Genomic DNA, 16,929 nt, shown 5'->3' on the forward strand with positions numbered 1-16,929 from the left:
TACTCCTTATCAGGCAGAGATTTCGCAGGGCCGGCTGGAAGCATTGATCAATTTCCAGACAGTAGTAAGTGAACTTACCGCATTGCCGTTAGCCAACTGTTCGTTATTGGACGAAGCGACCGCTGCCGCTGAAGCCGCGACCATGATGTATGGTCTTCGTAGTCGTGAACAGGTGAAAAACGGAGTGGAAACACTTTTCGTGGATAAAAATATTTTTCCTCAAACATTGGCCGTATTGAAGACAAGAATGCACTATACCGGAATTGATATTGTTGTGGGAGACTATAAAACAGTTACTTTCGAAAAATCTTATTTTGGTGCGATCATTCAGTATCCCAATAGTAACGGCAATGTGGAGGATTACCGAGAATTTACAGAGCAGGCACATGAAGCGGGTTGTAAAGTGGCCGTAGCCACCGATTTGATGGCTTTAACTCTCCTTTCCCCACCGGGTGAATGGGGGGCCGATATCGCTTTCGGAAGCAGCCAGCGTTTCGGTATCCCGATGTTTTATGGAGGTCCTTCCGCGGCGTTTTTCGCCACCATGGATGAATATAAACGCTCCATACCCGGACGTATCATCGGTATTTCTAAAGACGCATACGGTAAAGAAGCACTCCGCATGGCCTTGCAGACGCGCGAACAACATATCAAAAGGGAGAAAGCTACCTCCAATATCTGCACCGCGCAGGCCCTGCTGGCCACCATGTCGTCTTTCTATGCCGTATACCACGGCCCGGAAGGACTTAAAAGTATTGCGCGCCGCATCCATTCCATCGCTTCGCATGTGAGCGAGGAGTTGAAGGAGATGGGATATAAGCAGGTAAACAGCAGCTATTTTGACACACTCAAAATCAGCCTGCCCGAAGGTATCTCGGTGCAGGATATCCGGGACAATGCGGAAATGAGAGGCATCAACCTGCGTTACTTCGAAAGCGGTGAAGTGGGCATCAGCATTGATGAGACAACCAATGCTCACCGGGTGCATGAATTGCTGGCGGCATTTGCCATGACGGCGGGTAGTTCAAAAGTATACCTGCTTGAAGATCTCCCGGAGAAGAGCACGTTAAAAGAATCCCAACTCAGAAAATCCGATTTTCTTACGCATCCCACTTTCAACCGCTATCATACCGAGACAGAACTGATGCGTTATATTAAAAGGCTTGAACGGAAAGATATATCGCTGGCCCATTCCATGATCTCGCTCGGCTCCTGCACGATGAAGCTGAATGCGGCGTCTGAATTACTTCCGCTGGGGCTTGCCGGCTTCCAGCGTGTCCATCCGTTTGCACCATTGGAACAGGTGGGAGGATACACACAGATGATCAGTGAACTGGAAGGGATGCTGGCAGAAATTACCGGATTTGCGGCTACCAGCCTGCAACCTAATTCGGGAGCGGCAGGGGAGTATGCCGGACTGATTACCATTGCCGGTTACCTTGAAAGTAATGGAGAAGGGCATCGTAAAGTGGTACTGATTCCTGCATCGGCACACGGCACCAATCCTGCCAGCGCGGTTCAGGCAGGATTTCAACCCGTTACTGTGGCCAGTGATGCGAATGGGAATGTGGATATGGGAGATTTACGTGCCAAGATCACTCAGTATAGAAATGATTTGGCAGCTTATATGATTACTTATCCGTCTACCCATGGTATTTTTGAGACGGAGATAAAAGAGATGTGCCGCCTGATCCACGATGCAGGAGGACAGGTATATATGGATGGTGCGAATATGAATGCACAAGTGGGATTGACCAATCCTGGCACCATCGGAGCCGATGTATGCCATCTCAATCTGCACAAGACATTTGCCATTCCTCATGGGGGCGGGGGACCCGGCGTAGGACCCATTTGTGTGGCTGAACACCTTGTCTCGTTCCTGCCCGGACATCCGGTAACCTTGTCGAATAACAAGAATACAGTGTCAGGATCAGCCTACGGTAGCGCCGGAGTGCTGGAGATCACTTATGCCTATATTCGTATGATGGGTGCTGACGGACTGAGAGAAGCTACTGAAGCAGCTATCCTCAATGCCAATTATGTAGCTGAAAAACTGATGGATTCCTATGGTATTGTTTATCGGGGAGCCAATGGCAGGGTAGGGCATGAACTCATTCTCGATTGTCGTGGACTTAAAGAGGTGTCGGGCATTACCGAAACCGATATTGCCAAACGCCTGATCGATTATGGTTATCATGCACCCACGCTCTCTTTCCCCGTGCATGGCACGCTGATGGTAGAACCTACGGAAAGTGAGAGCTTGGCGGAACTCGACCGTTTTGTGGCGGTGATGGACCAGATCCACGAAGAGATCATCGAGGTATCGCGCGGTGAATATACGGCGCAAGACAATGTGTTGGTGAATGCCCCGCATCCCCAGTATGAAGTTACCGCCGACGAGTGGAAACATGCCTATCCGCGGAGCAAAGCGGCTTACCCGCTACCTTTTGTGGCGGAGAACAAGTTCTGGGTAGATGTGGCACGTGTGGACAATGCTTATGGTGACAGAAACCTTGTTTCTTGCCTCTGCCGATAATGATTATTGTCTCTCCTGTTATGGGAAGTCCATTTTATAGGAGAGCGTATTTCTTTTGTGGGTTGTAAAATCAGCGACACTGAAACAGACGGGATAAATATTCCCGAAATCTGTAGTGTTCCTCGCTTCTTTATAGGCGTCCAGTGCTTTTGATGTGTCCTTCTCGCTTTGTGCCTGATTGTCATTGTCGAAATAAACATAGCATATCTCGGATGATTCAATCAGTGCCGTCTCATCAGGTGATAGGGTGGAGTTGTCCAGAAATTTATTAATGGCTGTTTTCACATACTCTGAGTCGGTCTTTGATTGTACCACTAACAATCCTACGTTGCCATATTCCACTGATTCCACGTAGGAAACACCTTTGCTCCGGTCGGTCTCTTTCAATGGTTCATCGATGATAGTCCCGTTGTTGGGTAAGTTCAGGTCGAGGGTAAAGGCGGTTCTCCTGAAGCTGAAGATTAGCCCGTAGGTGTCTTCCATCTCTTTTTGGGCGTAGGAACTGCCTGTTACAATTTCATCCAGTTTCACGCCGAAGTTGACCATGCCGATTGCATGCAGCAGCCGGTAGGTATAAAATTCAGCGTTATCGGCTTCTTTGAAAGAAACAGGTTCTTGGGGTTTCCCGGCAATAATATCGTCCGCAAATTGTTTTTGGTCGGAAAGAGACGGTATAAATTCACGTTTTTCATCCTCCGCCGAAGTGGATATTGTGACCGGTTTAAAGGTGTATCCGGTGAATTGGGGGATATCCACACTATTTTCGATATTGTGACCCACCAGATTTCCTAAAAATATTTTATCCGTAATGCCGGGGTTGACAAATAGTTGGCTTGTCTTTACGTCGCAAGCGATTATTTTATCTGTTTGGATCGTAAATCCACTCTCTATCGGCCTGAAAATTTCTAAAGATGGTCCCCGGAGAATATCTTTTAAGCCGTATTGTCCGACTGATAACGTTTGATGAACCCCTCCTGCGGTAAATGAAAGGGAGAAATAACGTTGTTTAATATTACGGTTTTCGTCGGCTTTAAAAGTGATAGTCTCAGACTTATCTCCCGACAAGGGGCTGACCGTCAACCATTCGGGAATATCAAGGAGATTGCTGATTTCCCAGGGGCGGTTGGTGATCAGGTCAACGGTGCTCTCGCCTTTGGAAACAGAAACATACTGCTTGTCAAGCCTTATAAAAGGATTGGCTTCCTTCAAACTCAATTGCGTGAGGAGTAATTCCTGGCTAGCATGCCCGTTGGTGAACGTAAGCGTGGCCGACCGTTGCTCGAAAGTGTCGTTTTCATCTACCGACAGGTGGATATCTTCAGTCAGTTCATCAATGGATGAATTGTTGAAAGTGATCCAGTCCGGCACCCCCTTTACATACCATTTTTTATTGGTAGTGAGTTTTATTGTTTCGTAATTCTGCTGATGCCCTAAAGTGAGCTCGTTTTTATCTAGTGTGAGAATGCCTTTGTCTTCATCTTCGCAATTCCAGAGAAAACAGCCCAAAAGTAACAGGGTAAAGAAGGTGATTTGTTTCATAATAATGTTGTATCTTTATTCTGAACTCTATGCAAAAGTATACAATATTTTTTGTTGTGTGGACATAGCGCAAGGTTTATTGCTCGGGTTGATTCCAGTCCGGTAAATTACCCTGTTCGAAAATGATCAAAGGCGAGTTGATGATATCTTTCCGAAAAAGCCGGATAGTGGGTTCATCTACTTGAGTGAGGAGCACTTTTACCCTGTTTTCAGTCACTTCAGGATAAGCACCTGCAAAACTGCTCATTAACGGATGATCTTCAGGAACAGTACTATTCATCAGGAAAATATCTATCTTATCCATTACCTCCATCATCTGGCGGTAAGAATATTGCACGGTTTCTATATTAAAATTGTCGGTACCGAGAACTTCGCTCAGTTGTTTTTTATGTTCTCCGCTATTACCGGTTACCGTAATCACGAATACACCTTCATTATCAATAAAAGAGCCACCATAATAGGCAGGGTAAAGGTTGGGATCAGCCTCCCTTTCCATCCAGTCGTCACTAAAAGATGCCATTAACCGCTCGAATAATTTTTCAGCAGATTGATTTGTTTGGTGGATTGCGTTTGCTGATGGAGAGATTACCCCTTCTTCCCTTTTTTTCGGCTGTTCCTTACACATTGTGGCAGAAAAAATATAGAGGGTAGAAATAAAAAAAAGATAAATAATCAGTTTATTCATAAGCCGGTGACTTTGGATCGCAAAAAACTTTTAGACGAAAATAGAATAAAACAGGGAAAAAACCTATTTATCCCCGGATTATTTTACTTATTTTCCTTGAATTAGGGAACTTTTTCGATTTACTTATAAATATTGTCTTTGGGTGACAAATTATCGAAATACTCTTGTAAATAGATATGAAAACGGTCTGTTTAAAGTAATTCAGTAAAATTAATTGTTTTTTATGGCGAATGCGAGTGGGATTTGTGTAATTTTGTGGATTATACATCATTAAACAAAGAATTACCTGTATGCTCAAAAGGATTTTCCGATATATTCTGTTTTTAGCTATTATTTTCTCATGGCAGTCCTGCAAAGAGGATGATCCCAGTGTCAATTCTTCACGGTTGCGCATTAAACTGACCGATGCCACAGCTACGGTTTTATCGGAGTTTCACTTGGATATAAGAGAAATATCCGTTTTTCTGCTGGATTTGTCCACCAATGAAGGGGAGTGGGTATCTCTTGATTTTTCAGGGAGGACATATGATATTTTAACGCTGACCAATGGAAAAATGGTGCAAATGGTTGACCAGTACGTACCTGCGGGTACGGAGTTACAGAAAATCAAACTGTTATTTGGTGGCGGCAGCAGTATAACATTGATATCGGAAACTAAAAAAGAGGAAATACCGTTGCATATACCTCCGGAATTACAGGATGGTTTAGAGATTGACGCCGTCAATATGGAAATGCGGCTCAACACTATTTCCAGCATGGTTATTGATGTAAATGCCGCCTTCTCATTCGTAGAATCTGATGGTACCTATTTTCTGACACCAATGGTGAGAGCTTTTCCCGAAACCTTTGGGGGCAAACTGAAAGGCTACGTTGCTCCCCTTATTGCCAATCCATTGGTTGCCATCGTTTATGATAAGGATACTCTTTTCTCCCTTCCGGTAAGGGAAAAACAAGACGATAGGATGGCGATGTTCCAGTTTGTAGGACTGAAAGAAGGGGAGTGGGAGATACATGTCCTGGCCGATCCGCAAACCGCCTATTTGGATACGGTATTCAATTTCACGGTTGAAGCCGGGAAGACAAATAGTATTACCCCCATCCCTATCCAGTTAAAGACGCCCTCAGTGCCTGATCCTGACCCGGATCCGGAGCCTGAAGAGTGATTTAATTTATTTTCACATGCGCAAAGGTGCAATCATAGGCATCTTTATTATCTTTGTTGCATGATTTCGTGACAATATAAACGAAGGACGAGTTGGTATAATGATTCAATAATTTAAACAATAAACTGGCATGAAGAAATTCCATTACGCATTGGTTTTAGTTACCCTGCTACTTGTAGGGGTATCGTGCAAACCTAAGCAAAGCGCTTATAAACAGGTGTATGAAGCAGCTAAAGAAAAAGAAATGCAAGAAACAGCATCGCAACCTACTTCGGTCGTAAAAGATGCAAGCCCTCTTCCTCCGGTAGAGGTCTCCGTTCGGAAAGAAAAAGTGGAACCGGTTTATCCGACTGATGCTGCGGGATTAAAGAAATTCAGTGTCGTGATTGCCTCACTTAGTGTGAAGTTAAACGCCGAATCACTGAAAGGCCGAATGGAGAATGAAGGTTATCAGGTTATTCTGGCGCAAAATGAGCAGGGAATGTATCGCGTGATTGTGGCCAGTTATGACGATAAGGAACAAGCAGCAGCCAAACGTGACGAGCTCTACCGCAACTATTCCGCCAAAGGAGATACCGATTATTTGAGAAAAACTTATGGAGTGCCTTTCAACGATCTTTGGATACTGGAAAGACAATACTGATAATCAGCAGTCAATAGCCGAATTATTCTTTTTGTGGTGCTGAAAATGTATGAACCGAAAAGCTGCCCCTTTTTACAAAATGAGGCAGCTTTTTTCTTGATTACTTGACCGTATGAAAGTGAAATTCTTGGGTACCGGAACTTCTACCGGTGTACCTCAAATTGGATGCAGATGTGAAGTCTGCAGCTCCGGAGATAGCAGAGACAAACGTCTCCGTACTTCCGTGATGATCGAAATTGATGAGGTGGTGATTACAATTGACTGTACGCCCGACTTCAGGCAGCAGATGCTGTCCCTCCCTTTTCGGAAAATTGATGCGATTCTTTTTACCCATGAACACTATGATCATGTAGGTGGAATAGATGATTTGCGTCCTTTTTCTATTTTCGGACCGGTCAACCTGTATATGGAGGAGCATCTGGAAAACAGGCTCAGAGAGAGGATGCCTTATTGCTTCGCAGAACATAAGTACGGAGGGGTCCCCGACCTTATCGTCCGGAGGATCAATGCAAACGAGGATTTTCAGGTAGGGACGGTACAGGTGACGCCTATCCGGGTCATGCATTACCGGTTGCCTATCCTTGGATTCCGTATTCGGAATTTTGCTTACCTTACAGATGTGAAAACAATAGAAGAAGCGGAAATAGACAAACTTAAAGGTGTGGATTATCTGGTAGTGAATGCACTCAGAAAAACGGAACACATCTCCCATCAGACATTGTACCAGGCGCTGACATTGATAGAAAAGATAAAACCGAATAACGCCTACTTAATTCATATGAGTCACGAAATCGGCCTGCATGCAAAGGTGAACGACGAACTTCCCGACCATGTTGCATTGGCGTATGATGGTCTGGAAATATCTTTCTGAAAATCGGCATACTGTTTTGTTTTTTTAACCTAATGATGTGCAGCGTTTTGATGCCGGAGTCGTCTTTATTGTGTAACATTTGCTACTTTTGTGTAATGGACGAAGAATGAAGGGGCGATTAAACTTTTCCCTATTTTTTCAGTCATAAGGGTAATAGATAAAATTATTTACAAACAAGTATAAAGAGGGAGAAACTATGAATACTATAAAAAACTTACTTACGGTCTTACTGGTTGCGGTACCGTTGTTCAGTTTCGCCCAGGAATGGGATGATATTTATGCGGATCCTACCCAAAAAGAATCATCAAAGGTTCAGATAAAAGCAGAAGAGCCACAAAAAAAGAGAGTGGTAATTGTGCAGGGAGATGCATCGAACATGCAGGTAACAGCCAACGGCAGGGATGTAGACGAGTATAATCGTCGTGGTAACAATAATTTGTCGGCTGATTCTATGGCTGATCAGGAATTAAATAATTACGAAGACTATACATATACTGACCGGATTGTCCGGTTCCATGATCCGGAATCAAGCATTAAGATTACCGGCGCGGACGAGGTGATTGTCTATGTAGGCGATGATCTTTATGAAAACTACAATAACCGTGGATGGAATACCAATGTATATTTTGGTGTTGGATGGGGAGCCTCTTATTACCCCTGGTACGATCCATGGTATTATGGTGGCTGGTATAGCCCCTGGTATTCACCTTGGTATTATGGTTGGAACAGCCCATGGTACTATAGCAGATGGTATTCTCCGTGGTATTACAGTGGATGGTATGATCCATGGTATTACGGTGGATACTGGGGCGGCGGATATCATCACGGGTTTTATGATGGATATTATAGTAGCGTGACCCGCAATCGCTCTGGCAGGACGGGAGGAGCCTATAGAAGGAGTTCGGACAGTAGGACCTCCATGGCTAACCTATCACGGAGTACCTCATCCTCCAGGAGGAGTGCTACCGGTAGCGTATCCGGAAGGAGTTCGTCTGCGAGTACCAGAAGTGCAGTATCCGGAAGGAGCAGTTCTTCGGTAAGCAGCAGAAGTTCCGCCTCTACGCCCAGAACCAGGATCGTTGATAGTGCCGGCAGGACCTATGACTCCAGAACCGGCCAAGCCATCAACCGTTCATCCGGTAGTTCCTCAAGGTCGAGTGCTGTCAACCGCGACAATAACCAATCGACTCGTTCTTCAGGTACTTACAATAGTGGAAGGACTTCATCCGGTACTACTTATGAAAGGGGTACAACTACTCCTTCCCGTAGCAGTTCAACTTATCAGAGGAATTCAAGTACCCCGTCAAGGAGCAGTTCTACCTATGAAAGAAGTTCCGGCAGTGCTTCCGGAAGGAGTAGCAGCAGCTATTCAACGCCATCGAGAAGCAGTAGTTCTTCATCCAGAAGTTCTTCTTCTTACTCCACGCCCAGCAGAAGCAGTTCATCCTCCGGTTCTTTTGGAGGTAGTAGCGGAAGCAGTGGACGTAGCAGTTCCGGTGGGAGCAGCAGTGGTCGTTCCAGTGGTGGACGCAGATAAACCATGTGAAAATTAATAGCTTAATTATTATGAAGAAGCTTGTTTATATCATTTTTTCATTATTCATATCGTTTCCTGCCTTATTCTCCCAAGAGCAAGGTGAAATAGATGCATTGCGTTTTTCACGTGAAGATATATATGGTACGGCACGTGCCATGTCAATGGGGGGAGCCTTCGGTGCGCTGGGAGGAGATATGACCGGTGTATCCATTAACCCCGCGGGCATAGCGGTTTATCGGAGTTCGGAAGTAATTGGCACACTGAATTTATCGAATGAGAAATCGAAGGTCGGTAGCAGGGATGCCAATAAATTTCAATTCAACATGGATAATATTGGATTTGTAGGCTATTTCCCATTACGAAACGATGTGATGCCGCTGATCAATTTCGGTTTTTCTTTTAATCGCCTGAAATCATTTGATAAAGATATATATGCACAGGGGAGGCCCAATGGCAGGATGATTGATTATATGGCTCAAAAGAGTACAGATATAGGCGTTGATCCTTCCTATCTTGAATTGGGAGATGATCTTCCTGATCCGTTCAGGGACCAACATTGGTTGACGGTGTTGGGTTTTAATTCCTATTTGCTTAATCCTGTAAAGAGCAGTGATGGTTTCTACGATTATAAGCCGATAACAAACGGTAAGGTCGAAAATCTGATCCGCTCGTATGAAAAGGGATATATAGATAATTACGACTTCACGGTGGGAACTACCATCAATAATGTGCTGAACATTGGATTATCTCTTTCGGTAAAGGACATTTATTATAAACTGGCGAGTGATCTTCAGGAAGATTTTGGAGGAGGAAACTCTTATACCCTGACCAATTTTACAACTGTCAGTGGCGCAGGAGTAGGTGCCAAACTGGGAGCGATCTACCGGCCTATCAATGCGTTGCGCATCGGATTTGCCTGGCATACTCCCATCAGATATTTACTGACGGAAGAATTTGCCGCACAAACCACTGATTATCTGGCTGGATTGGTAGACGATGAGAATTATAAACCGGGAGGAACAACGTTTTCTGCCAGATATAGTAATGATTATGATCTGAAGATCCCCGGTAAGATTGTTGCCAGTATCGCTACAGTATTGAGTAATAATTTTATTGCCAGCGTCGATTATGAGTTGGTAAATTATAGTAAGATGAAGTTAAAGGAAAATTCGTTGATCGATCCGTCATGGTATGATCAAAGCAATGAATATATCAAGGAAGATCATACCACGGCATCGACAGTAAAAATTGGAATGGAATATCGAATTACACCCCAATTCTCCGCAAGGCTCGGCTATGCATGGATGCAGAATCCTTATAAGGATAACGGAGGTTTAAGTCAGTTTGGAGAGCCCTACCTGGGTGCTAATACTTCAAATACTATTTTCCGAATAGAGGGTGACACCAATTATTTTACCGGCGGACTCGGTTATCGTTTCAACAGGAACTTTTATCTTGATATGGCATTGGTGTATAAAACCCAGAAGGATGACTTGTATCCTTTCCCGAATACATACGAAGGGAGCCAGCAGATTATTGACGCAACTCCCTTTTCCCTGAAAAATAATTCCATCAGAGGATTGCTTACCTTAGGGTATAGATTTTAATATTCTTGTGAAATAATAAAATTTCTGTCAAAAAAAAGCCGGGACAATCCAGTGAGGGAACTGAAAAAGGTTCAATATTTCAGCCTAGTCCTTTTTGGCTCTACTAAAAATAAAGTTCGCCCGATTCCTTTCATTGGATTTGGCGAACTTTTCTGATTTTTCCACGATTTCTTTAGAATGCATCCCAGAGGTAATATTAGCGTTTAGATGATTGCCGTATCTCCATCTTTAGATGTGGTATAGTTCCCGGCTTTTTTTGGTGTGTGTGGACAATGAAGGTTTACTGAAGAAAAAGTGGAAAGTAATCTGTAAAAGCACTACCTTTGCACAATAGAGCAATTCCATTTTATATAAATCATTTAAACTTTATAAGAGATGTCAGAAGACAAAAAAGGGTATCTCTCTGCCGGAAACCAAAAGAAAGTGACCACGCATCGCCTGCAAGAGATGAAGCAGCATGGCGAAAAAATATCGATGCTCACAGCTTATGATTATTCCATGGCATCGGTGATCGACCAGGCAGGAATAGACGTAATTCTGGTGGGAGACTCTGCTTCGAACGTGATGGCGGGAAATACTACAACTTTACCGATCACGGTAGACCAGATGATTTATCATGGTAAATCGGTGATGAACGGCGTAAAAAGAGCCATGGTGGTGGTAGATATGCCTTTCGGCAGTTATCAGGGTAATCCTTATGAAGCTGTAACCAATGCCGTAAGGATGATGAAAGAGACGCAGGCCGACTGTTTGAAGCTGGAAGGAGGAAAAGAAGTCATCGAATCGATCAGGGCTATCCTGCATGCGGGAATCCCGGTCATGGGGCACCTGGGACTGATGCCGCAATCGATCAACAAATATGGGACTTACGCCGTAAGGGCAAAAGAAGAGGACGAAGCCGGTAAACTGTTAGAAGATGCCCGCATGTTACAGAAAGTAGGATGTTGCGCCATTGTATTGGAGAAAATTCCGGCAGAACTGGCCGGTAAAGTAACTGCAGAACTGGTTGTCCCTACCATCGGAATTGGTGCTGGCCCTTATGTGGACGGACAAGTGCTGGTGATGCAGGATATGCTGGGTCTTAATAAGGGATTTTCACCCCGTTTTCTACGCAGATACGCCGATCTTTTCGGTGTGGTTACCTCAGCCGTGCAGCAATATGTACAGGATGTGAAATCGTCCGGTTTCCCCTCGGCAGAAGAAAGCTACTGATGCAACGAAACAACTATTGAACAATTTGCCGGTAAAGAGGGACTTCAGTGAGGTAATGGTATGACTGCTGTTGATAGTCCATCCGGCAGCAATGATGCTTTAGGCCGTTAGAGACGATGATATAGGGTACTTTCAGTACACTGTTGTAGCGGGTAATCTGGTCGAAAACCTCCTGGGTGATAGAGATGTCAGGTCTTTTATATTCCACAATCATCACCGGGGTCAGTTGTCGGTTATAGACTACCGTATCACATCTCCTGGAGAGGGAATTGAGTTTGATGCCTGCTTCATTCGCGATAAGCGAAGCGGGAAACTGTTTCTCAGAAATAAGATAGTGGACAAAATGCTGGCGTACCCACTCCTCGGGTGTGAGCATTACATATTTTTTTCGTAATGGATCGAAAATCTCCAACACTTCGCCTTTTTTGCGTATTTTTGTATTGAATGATGGCAAATTTAAATTGTGCATTTGTATCTTTGCTTTTAGAACAATCGTAACGGACACAAAATTACCTTTTTTATATGAGAACGAAACAGGAAATAGTGGAGAATTGGCTACCCCGATACACGAAAAGACCGCTGACCGAGTTTTCGAAATTTATCCTGCTGACTAATTTTCAAAAATACGTCGAAATTTTTGCAAATCATTTCAATACTCCCATCATCGGTCTGGATGCCAATATGCCCAATGCTTCTGCGGAGGGAATCACTATCATTAATTTTGGAATGGGTAGTGCCAATGCTGCTACTATCATGGATCTGCTGAGTGCGGTATCTCCAACGGCTGTACTTTTCCTGGGAAAATGTGGCGCATTGAAATCAAGGAGTAGCCTGGGCGATTATATTTTACCTATTGCCGCCATCCGTGGCGAGGGTACATCGAACGACTATTTCCCCCCCGAAGTACCTTCTTTGCCTGCATTCAGCTTATTGCGTGCAGTCTCTTCCAATGTGCGTGATTTTAACCACGATTACTGGACTGGCACAGTATACACTACTAACCGGCGCGTATGGGAGTATGACGATGATTTCAAGAATTATCTGCGCCAAATACGTGCAATGGCAGTAGATATGGAGACAGCCACTCTTTTTACCTGTGGCTTTGCCAACCGTATTTCTACCGGAGCGTTGTTGCTTGTATCCGACCAGCCTCTTATCTCCACAGGAGTGAAAACAGAGAAAAGCGACCAGCATATTACCGAAAATTTTGTAGAGGAACATGTGAAGATCGGTATCAAATCACTTTCATCCATCATGAACAGAGGTTCTACCATCAAACATCTTCGGTTCGACTGGTAATCAACAAATCAGTAAATCATCATATCAATTTCAATGGCTGCAACCACACAATCATCTTTCAACGCTATCCGGAACGATATATTGCAACGTCGATTCAAGCCTGTATATCTTTTTATGGGCGAGGAATCCTATTTCATAGATGTACTTACTGATTTACTTTCTGATACCGTACTTACCGAAACGGAGAAAGATTTTAATATGCTTACTTTCTATGGAGTGGATGCCGATGTGAATCTTATTATTGCCTCTGCACGCCGATTCCCTATGATGGCGAAATACCAGCTGGTTATAGTGAAAGAAGCGCAAAACCTCGATAAGTTCGAGTTGCTCGATCTTTATGCTAAAAATCCGATGCCTTCTACTATCCTGGTGATCAACTATAAACATGGATCCATAGATAAAAGGAAAGCGGTAGTAAAAAGTATCCTCAAGATAGGGGAAGTATTCGAATCAAAAAAATTGTACGAAAACCAAATACCGACTTTTATACAGTCGTGGCTGAAAGAAAAAGAAATAGGTATCGACGAGAAATCGGCCCAGATGTTGACAGATTTTGTGGGTAACGATATCAGTAAGCTTATCCCTCAACTTCAGAAATTAGAAGTTTCACTTCCTGAAGGGCAGCGGCGGATCACCTCGGAGCTTATCGAGAAGAATGTAGGTATCAGCAAGGATTATAATAACTTTGAACTGCAGAAAGCCATTATCACGAAAAATGTAGTAGCTGCCAATCGGATCGTAGATTACTTTGACAAAAATCCGAAAGAAAATCCAATGATGGCCACAATTGCCATACTCTTCAATTATTTCAGTAATCTACTGGAATGCTTCTGGCTACCCAATAAAGATGAGCAGAGCGTTATGAATGCCTTGAATATGAGATCGGCTTTTTTTGTCCGTGATTATATGATAGGACTGAAAAATTACAGTGCCCAAAAAGTGATGCAAATCATATCAGACCTGAGGACATTTGATGCCCGGTCGAAAGGTGTTGATAATATATCTGCATCACAAGGATACCTTTTAAGAGAGTTGATTTACAGGATTATGCACTAATTCAAAAAGTCCGGTTGAATGAAAATTCATCTCTTAATCTCTATAAATACAGCAGTCGGCTTAAATTAATTTTTTGTAATCCAATCCACTATCTTATTACTCAAAGGACTCTCTTTTGGCATTACGACATCTACCAATTGTCCCTCTTCGTTAATTAAATACTTCTGGAAATTCCATGTTACCTTCTGGTCCAAAACTCCATTCTCCGACTTTTTTGTGAGCCACCGGTACAGTGGAGCCTGATCTTTTCCTTTCACACTGATCTTTTCCATCATAGGAAAAGTCACTCCATAATTTACTGTACAAAACTCCTTGATTTCCTGATTGCTGCCGGGTTCCTGACCAAGAAAATTATTGGCCGGGAAACCAATTATCACGAAATTCATATCTTTGTATTTATCATAGAGCTCCTGTAATTCCTTATATTGGGGCGTTAATCCACATTTTGAAGCTACATTCACTATCAGCACTTTTTTTCCTCTCAGGGAGTCCAGTCTAAAGTTATTTCCGTTAATATCATTCACGCTAAAATCGTATAAAACCTTTTTTCCTTCCATATCTTGTTTGTTTTCTGTCTGTTTTTCTATTTCCAGCTCTTTTTTATGATGTTTATTCTGACCGCTGCATTGAAGCGTGGCAAAACTCAATAATAGAATACTGCAAAATTTTATAGTAGATAATCCCATAACTTCATTCACTTTATATATTATATTTAAACAGTCCTGAAGAATAACAGTTCATTCCGGTCAATATTTTTTACATAAAAAATATTGATCATCAAGAAACACTATAAAATATTATGTATCAAATATATAAACTTATTTTAGACCCTCAGGAGTGGAATATATTTATTTATCACTAACCCACTACAGATTTGTGCTATTCTGTGGCAATTTTGCGGTATAAATTATAAAGTAGGGTGCAATCATATACAAATGTAATAAAACAGGCAGGCAGAGAAAAATTACAAAAGTAAATAATATGAAAATGAACATTTGTTTACGCATTGTTTGGAATCATCAAATATACCGATTTACATAAATACATCGATATTGTTAACATTCTATTTCAAGCTAAATATATGCATATTATATTACTATATATCAATATATTAATCTTATTATGTAAACTTAAAAAATAGATTCTTGCTGAAATACCATCAAATACATTCAATTTGGGTTAAAAATATAAATATTAATAATTATATATATATATATATCAGATTAATATAGAAAATATATATAGTTTAAATTTAGTGATTATATTTATATTTAGATTTATATATTCCCCATAAAATACAAAAGTAATCAATGAGATGAACAAATGTAAATTACAAATGTATTAACAATCCATTCTCATTTGTAAATAATTTGTTTTACATTTGTATCGGAAATTTGTAGCATGATTATCCATTATTTCGAAATAAACAACGTCTAAAATACAAATGTATGAAGGATCGTATCAGACTTATCATGGAAAAAGAGAATCTGACGCCGGCTAAATTTGCGGACCGGTTACAGATTAACCGGGCTATAATCTCCCATATTCTGAATGGCAGAAATAATCCCAGTCTGGAAGTAGTAACAAGGATTTTGAGCGAAATGGATTACATCAATCCGGAATGGCTCCTCAATGGTACGGGTAGTATGTATAAAAACGGATCCGGCAATGCTCCATCTCCTTTCAGCGAACCTGATTTATTCCATCAGGTTGTCACGGATACGGACAAAGCACAGGAAACAAAGGATAATCCGAAGGAAACTACGTTTAAATCTCTATATAATGAGAATCATTCAACTGAAAATAAGGTTATTGATCCGGCTATACCGAGTAACAGAAAAATAACACAGATAATTGTATATTACAATGACAACACTTTTGAAATATTCGGATCACACTAAAAATCTATTGCTGTTTGGTTGCACTACATGTGAATCATGAATAAACGGTTTTTGCCGGAATAGAAATTTAAATGTATTTTTGTACTTTAAATAATTCACATGCAAGTACTCGATTTCATTGTGCGCACTAACGAAGCCCTGAATGATCAGAATCATCTGCTAAAGGTTGCACCTGCTGATGGTGTAACGTTGCCGGAGATGTTTCCCGGACAATTCGTACAAATTCTGGTCGACCAATCATCCCATGTCTTTTTACGGAGGCCCATATCCATCAATTTTGTCGATCCTGAAAAAAATGAAATCTGGCTTCTGATCCAGAAGGTGGGTGAAGGCTCCCAAAAGATATGTTCAGTGCATGTAGGGGGAATTATCAATCTAATCTTCCCACTGGGGAATTCGTTTACCTTACCGGAAAAAAAAGGTAAATTTCTGCTTGTGGGAGGAGGAGTGGGTACCGCGCCCCTGCTTTTTTTAGGTAAAAAGATGAAGGATAATGATTTGGATCCCGAATTCCTGCTGGGAGGACGCTCCGGAAAAGATATCCTCCAACGGACAGACTTTGAACGATACGGTACACTCTATTGCACTACGGAAGACGGTTCTATGGGCGAGAAAGGATTTGTGACTCACCACTCCGTACTCAATGAAAAAAAATACGATTTCATTTATGCCTGTGGTCCGAAACCAATGATGGTGACTGTAGCAGGGTATGCCCGGGATCATGGCGTGGGATGTGAGGTTTCGCTTGAAAATTTGATGGCCTGCGGTTTTGGCGCTTGCCTTTGTTGTGTGGAGAAGACTGTCAGAGGAAATATCTGCACCTGTACCGAAGGGCCCGTTTTTAATATAACTGAACTATTCTGGTAATATAATTAAACCC

At 42.4% G+C, this 16,929-nt stretch carries 15 protein-coding genes; 11 read left to right on the top strand and 4 right to left on the bottom strand.

The genetic code is table 11. The annotated features are described in order from the left end of the window. A partial coding sequence (gene gcvP / locus B4G81_RS02545) for an aminomethyl-transferring glycine dehydrogenase (RefSeq protein WP_294079742.1) occupies nt 1-2,536 on the top strand: 2,536 nt, incomplete at its 5' end. A gap of 18 nt (nt 2,537-2,554) precedes the next feature. Here gcvP and B4G81_RS02550 read toward each other — a convergent pair. Continuing rightward, nucleotides 2,555-4,075, bottom strand: coding sequence for a BACON domain-containing protein (locus B4G81_RS02550; RefSeq protein WP_294079746.1), 1,521 nt, complete (start codon nt 4,073-4,075; stop codon nt 2,555-2,557). Between the two features lie 76 nt (nt 4,076-4,151). Continuing rightward, nucleotides 4,152-4,760 carry a hypothetical protein gene (locus tag B4G81_RS02555; RefSeq protein ID WP_294079748.1) on the bottom strand — a complete coding sequence of 203 codons (609 nt, stop codon included), beginning with the start codon at nt 4,758-4,760 and terminating at the stop codon, nt 4,152-4,154. A gap of 290 nt (nt 4,761-5,050) precedes the next feature. Between B4G81_RS02555 and B4G81_RS02560 the strand changes: the two genes are divergently transcribed. The 6 genes from B4G81_RS02560 to panB all read left to right on the top strand — a co-directional run bounded on the left by B4G81_RS02560 (nt 5,051) and on the right by panB (nt 11,793). Beyond that, entirely contained in the window at nt 5,051-5,923 is an 873-nt protein-coding gene (locus tag B4G81_RS02560) for a DUF4382 domain-containing protein (RefSeq protein ID WP_294079750.1), read from the top strand. Nucleotides 5,924-6,053: 130 nt separating this feature from the next. After that, entirely contained in the window at nt 6,054-6,566 is a 513-nt protein-coding gene (locus B4G81_RS02565; RefSeq protein WP_294079752.1) for an SPOR domain-containing protein, read from the top strand. Nucleotides 6,567-6,678: 112 nt separating this feature from the next. Next, nucleotides 6,679-7,437: an MBL fold metallo-hydrolase gene (locus tag B4G81_RS02570; protein ID WP_294079754.1), complete on the top strand. Its 759-nt coding sequence runs from the start codon at nt 6,679-6,681 to the stop codon at nt 7,435-7,437. Between the two features lie 196 nt (nt 7,438-7,633). Continuing rightward, complete coding sequence (locus B4G81_RS02575) at nt 7,634-8,974, top strand: hypothetical protein (protein WP_294079756.1); 1,341 nt, start codon at nt 7,634-7,636, stop codon at nt 8,972-8,974. Between the two features lie 29 nt (nt 8,975-9,003). After that, the gene (locus tag B4G81_RS02580) at nt 9,004-10,581 is read left to right on the top strand and encodes an OmpP1/FadL family transporter (RefSeq protein ID WP_294079759.1); all 1,578 of its coding nucleotides are present in this window, start codon (nt 9,004-9,006) and stop codon (nt 10,579-10,581) included. Between the two features lie 375 nt (nt 10,582-10,956). Continuing rightward, a complete protein-coding gene (gene panB, locus B4G81_RS02585; protein ID WP_294079761.1) occupies nt 10,957-11,793 on the top strand; it encodes a 3-methyl-2-oxobutanoate hydroxymethyltransferase in 837 nt (278 codons plus the stop codon). Nucleotides 11,794-11,806: 13 nt separating this feature from the next. Here the strand turns inward: panB and B4G81_RS02590 are convergent, their stop codons facing one another. Beyond that, nucleotides 11,807-12,262 (bottom strand): type I restriction enzyme HsdR N-terminal domain-containing protein, encoded by a 456-nt coding sequence (locus B4G81_RS02590; protein WP_294079763.1) that lies wholly within the window; start codon nt 12,260-12,262, stop codon nt 11,807-11,809. Nucleotides 12,263-12,315: 53 nt separating this feature from the next. Between B4G81_RS02590 and B4G81_RS02595 the strand changes: the two genes are divergently transcribed. Beyond that, the gene (locus B4G81_RS02595; RefSeq protein ID WP_294079765.1) at nt 12,316-13,092 is read left to right on the top strand and encodes an AMP nucleosidase; all 777 of its coding nucleotides are present in this window, start codon (nt 12,316-12,318) and stop codon (nt 13,090-13,092) included. Nucleotides 13,093-13,125: 33 nt separating this feature from the next. Further along, nucleotides 13,126-14,148 carry a DNA polymerase III subunit delta gene (gene holA, locus B4G81_RS02600; protein WP_294079766.1) on the top strand — a complete coding sequence of 341 codons (1,023 nt, stop codon included), beginning with the start codon at nt 13,126-13,128 and terminating at the stop codon, nt 14,146-14,148. A 65-nt stretch (nt 14,149-14,213) separates the two neighbouring features. Here holA and B4G81_RS02605 read toward each other — a convergent pair whose 3' ends face one another. Then, entirely contained in the window at nt 14,214-14,705 is a 492-nt protein-coding gene (locus B4G81_RS02605) for a glutathione peroxidase (RefSeq protein ID WP_294079768.1), read from the bottom strand. A gap of 891 nt (nt 14,706-15,596) precedes the next feature. Between B4G81_RS02605 and B4G81_RS02610 the strand changes: the two genes are divergently transcribed. Both B4G81_RS02610 and B4G81_RS02615 read left to right on the top strand, forming a co-directional pair. Further along, nucleotides 15,597-16,049, top strand: coding sequence for a helix-turn-helix domain-containing protein (locus tag B4G81_RS02610; RefSeq protein ID WP_294079769.1), 453 nt, complete (start codon nt 15,597-15,599; stop codon nt 16,047-16,049). A 93-nt stretch (nt 16,050-16,142) separates the two neighbouring features. Next, on the top strand, nt 16,143-16,916 hold the full coding sequence (locus B4G81_RS02615; protein WP_414703152.1) for a dihydroorotate dehydrogenase electron transfer subunit: 774 nt from the start codon (nt 16,143-16,145) through the stop codon (nt 16,914-16,916). The last annotated feature ends 13 nt before the right edge of the window (nt 16,917-16,929 follow it).

It is taken from the genome of Proteiniphilum sp. UBA5384 (genome assembly GCF_002410825.1).
In the GTDB taxonomy this organism is placed as follows: Bacteria; Bacteroidota; Bacteroidia; order Bacteroidales; family Dysgonomonadaceae; genus Proteiniphilum.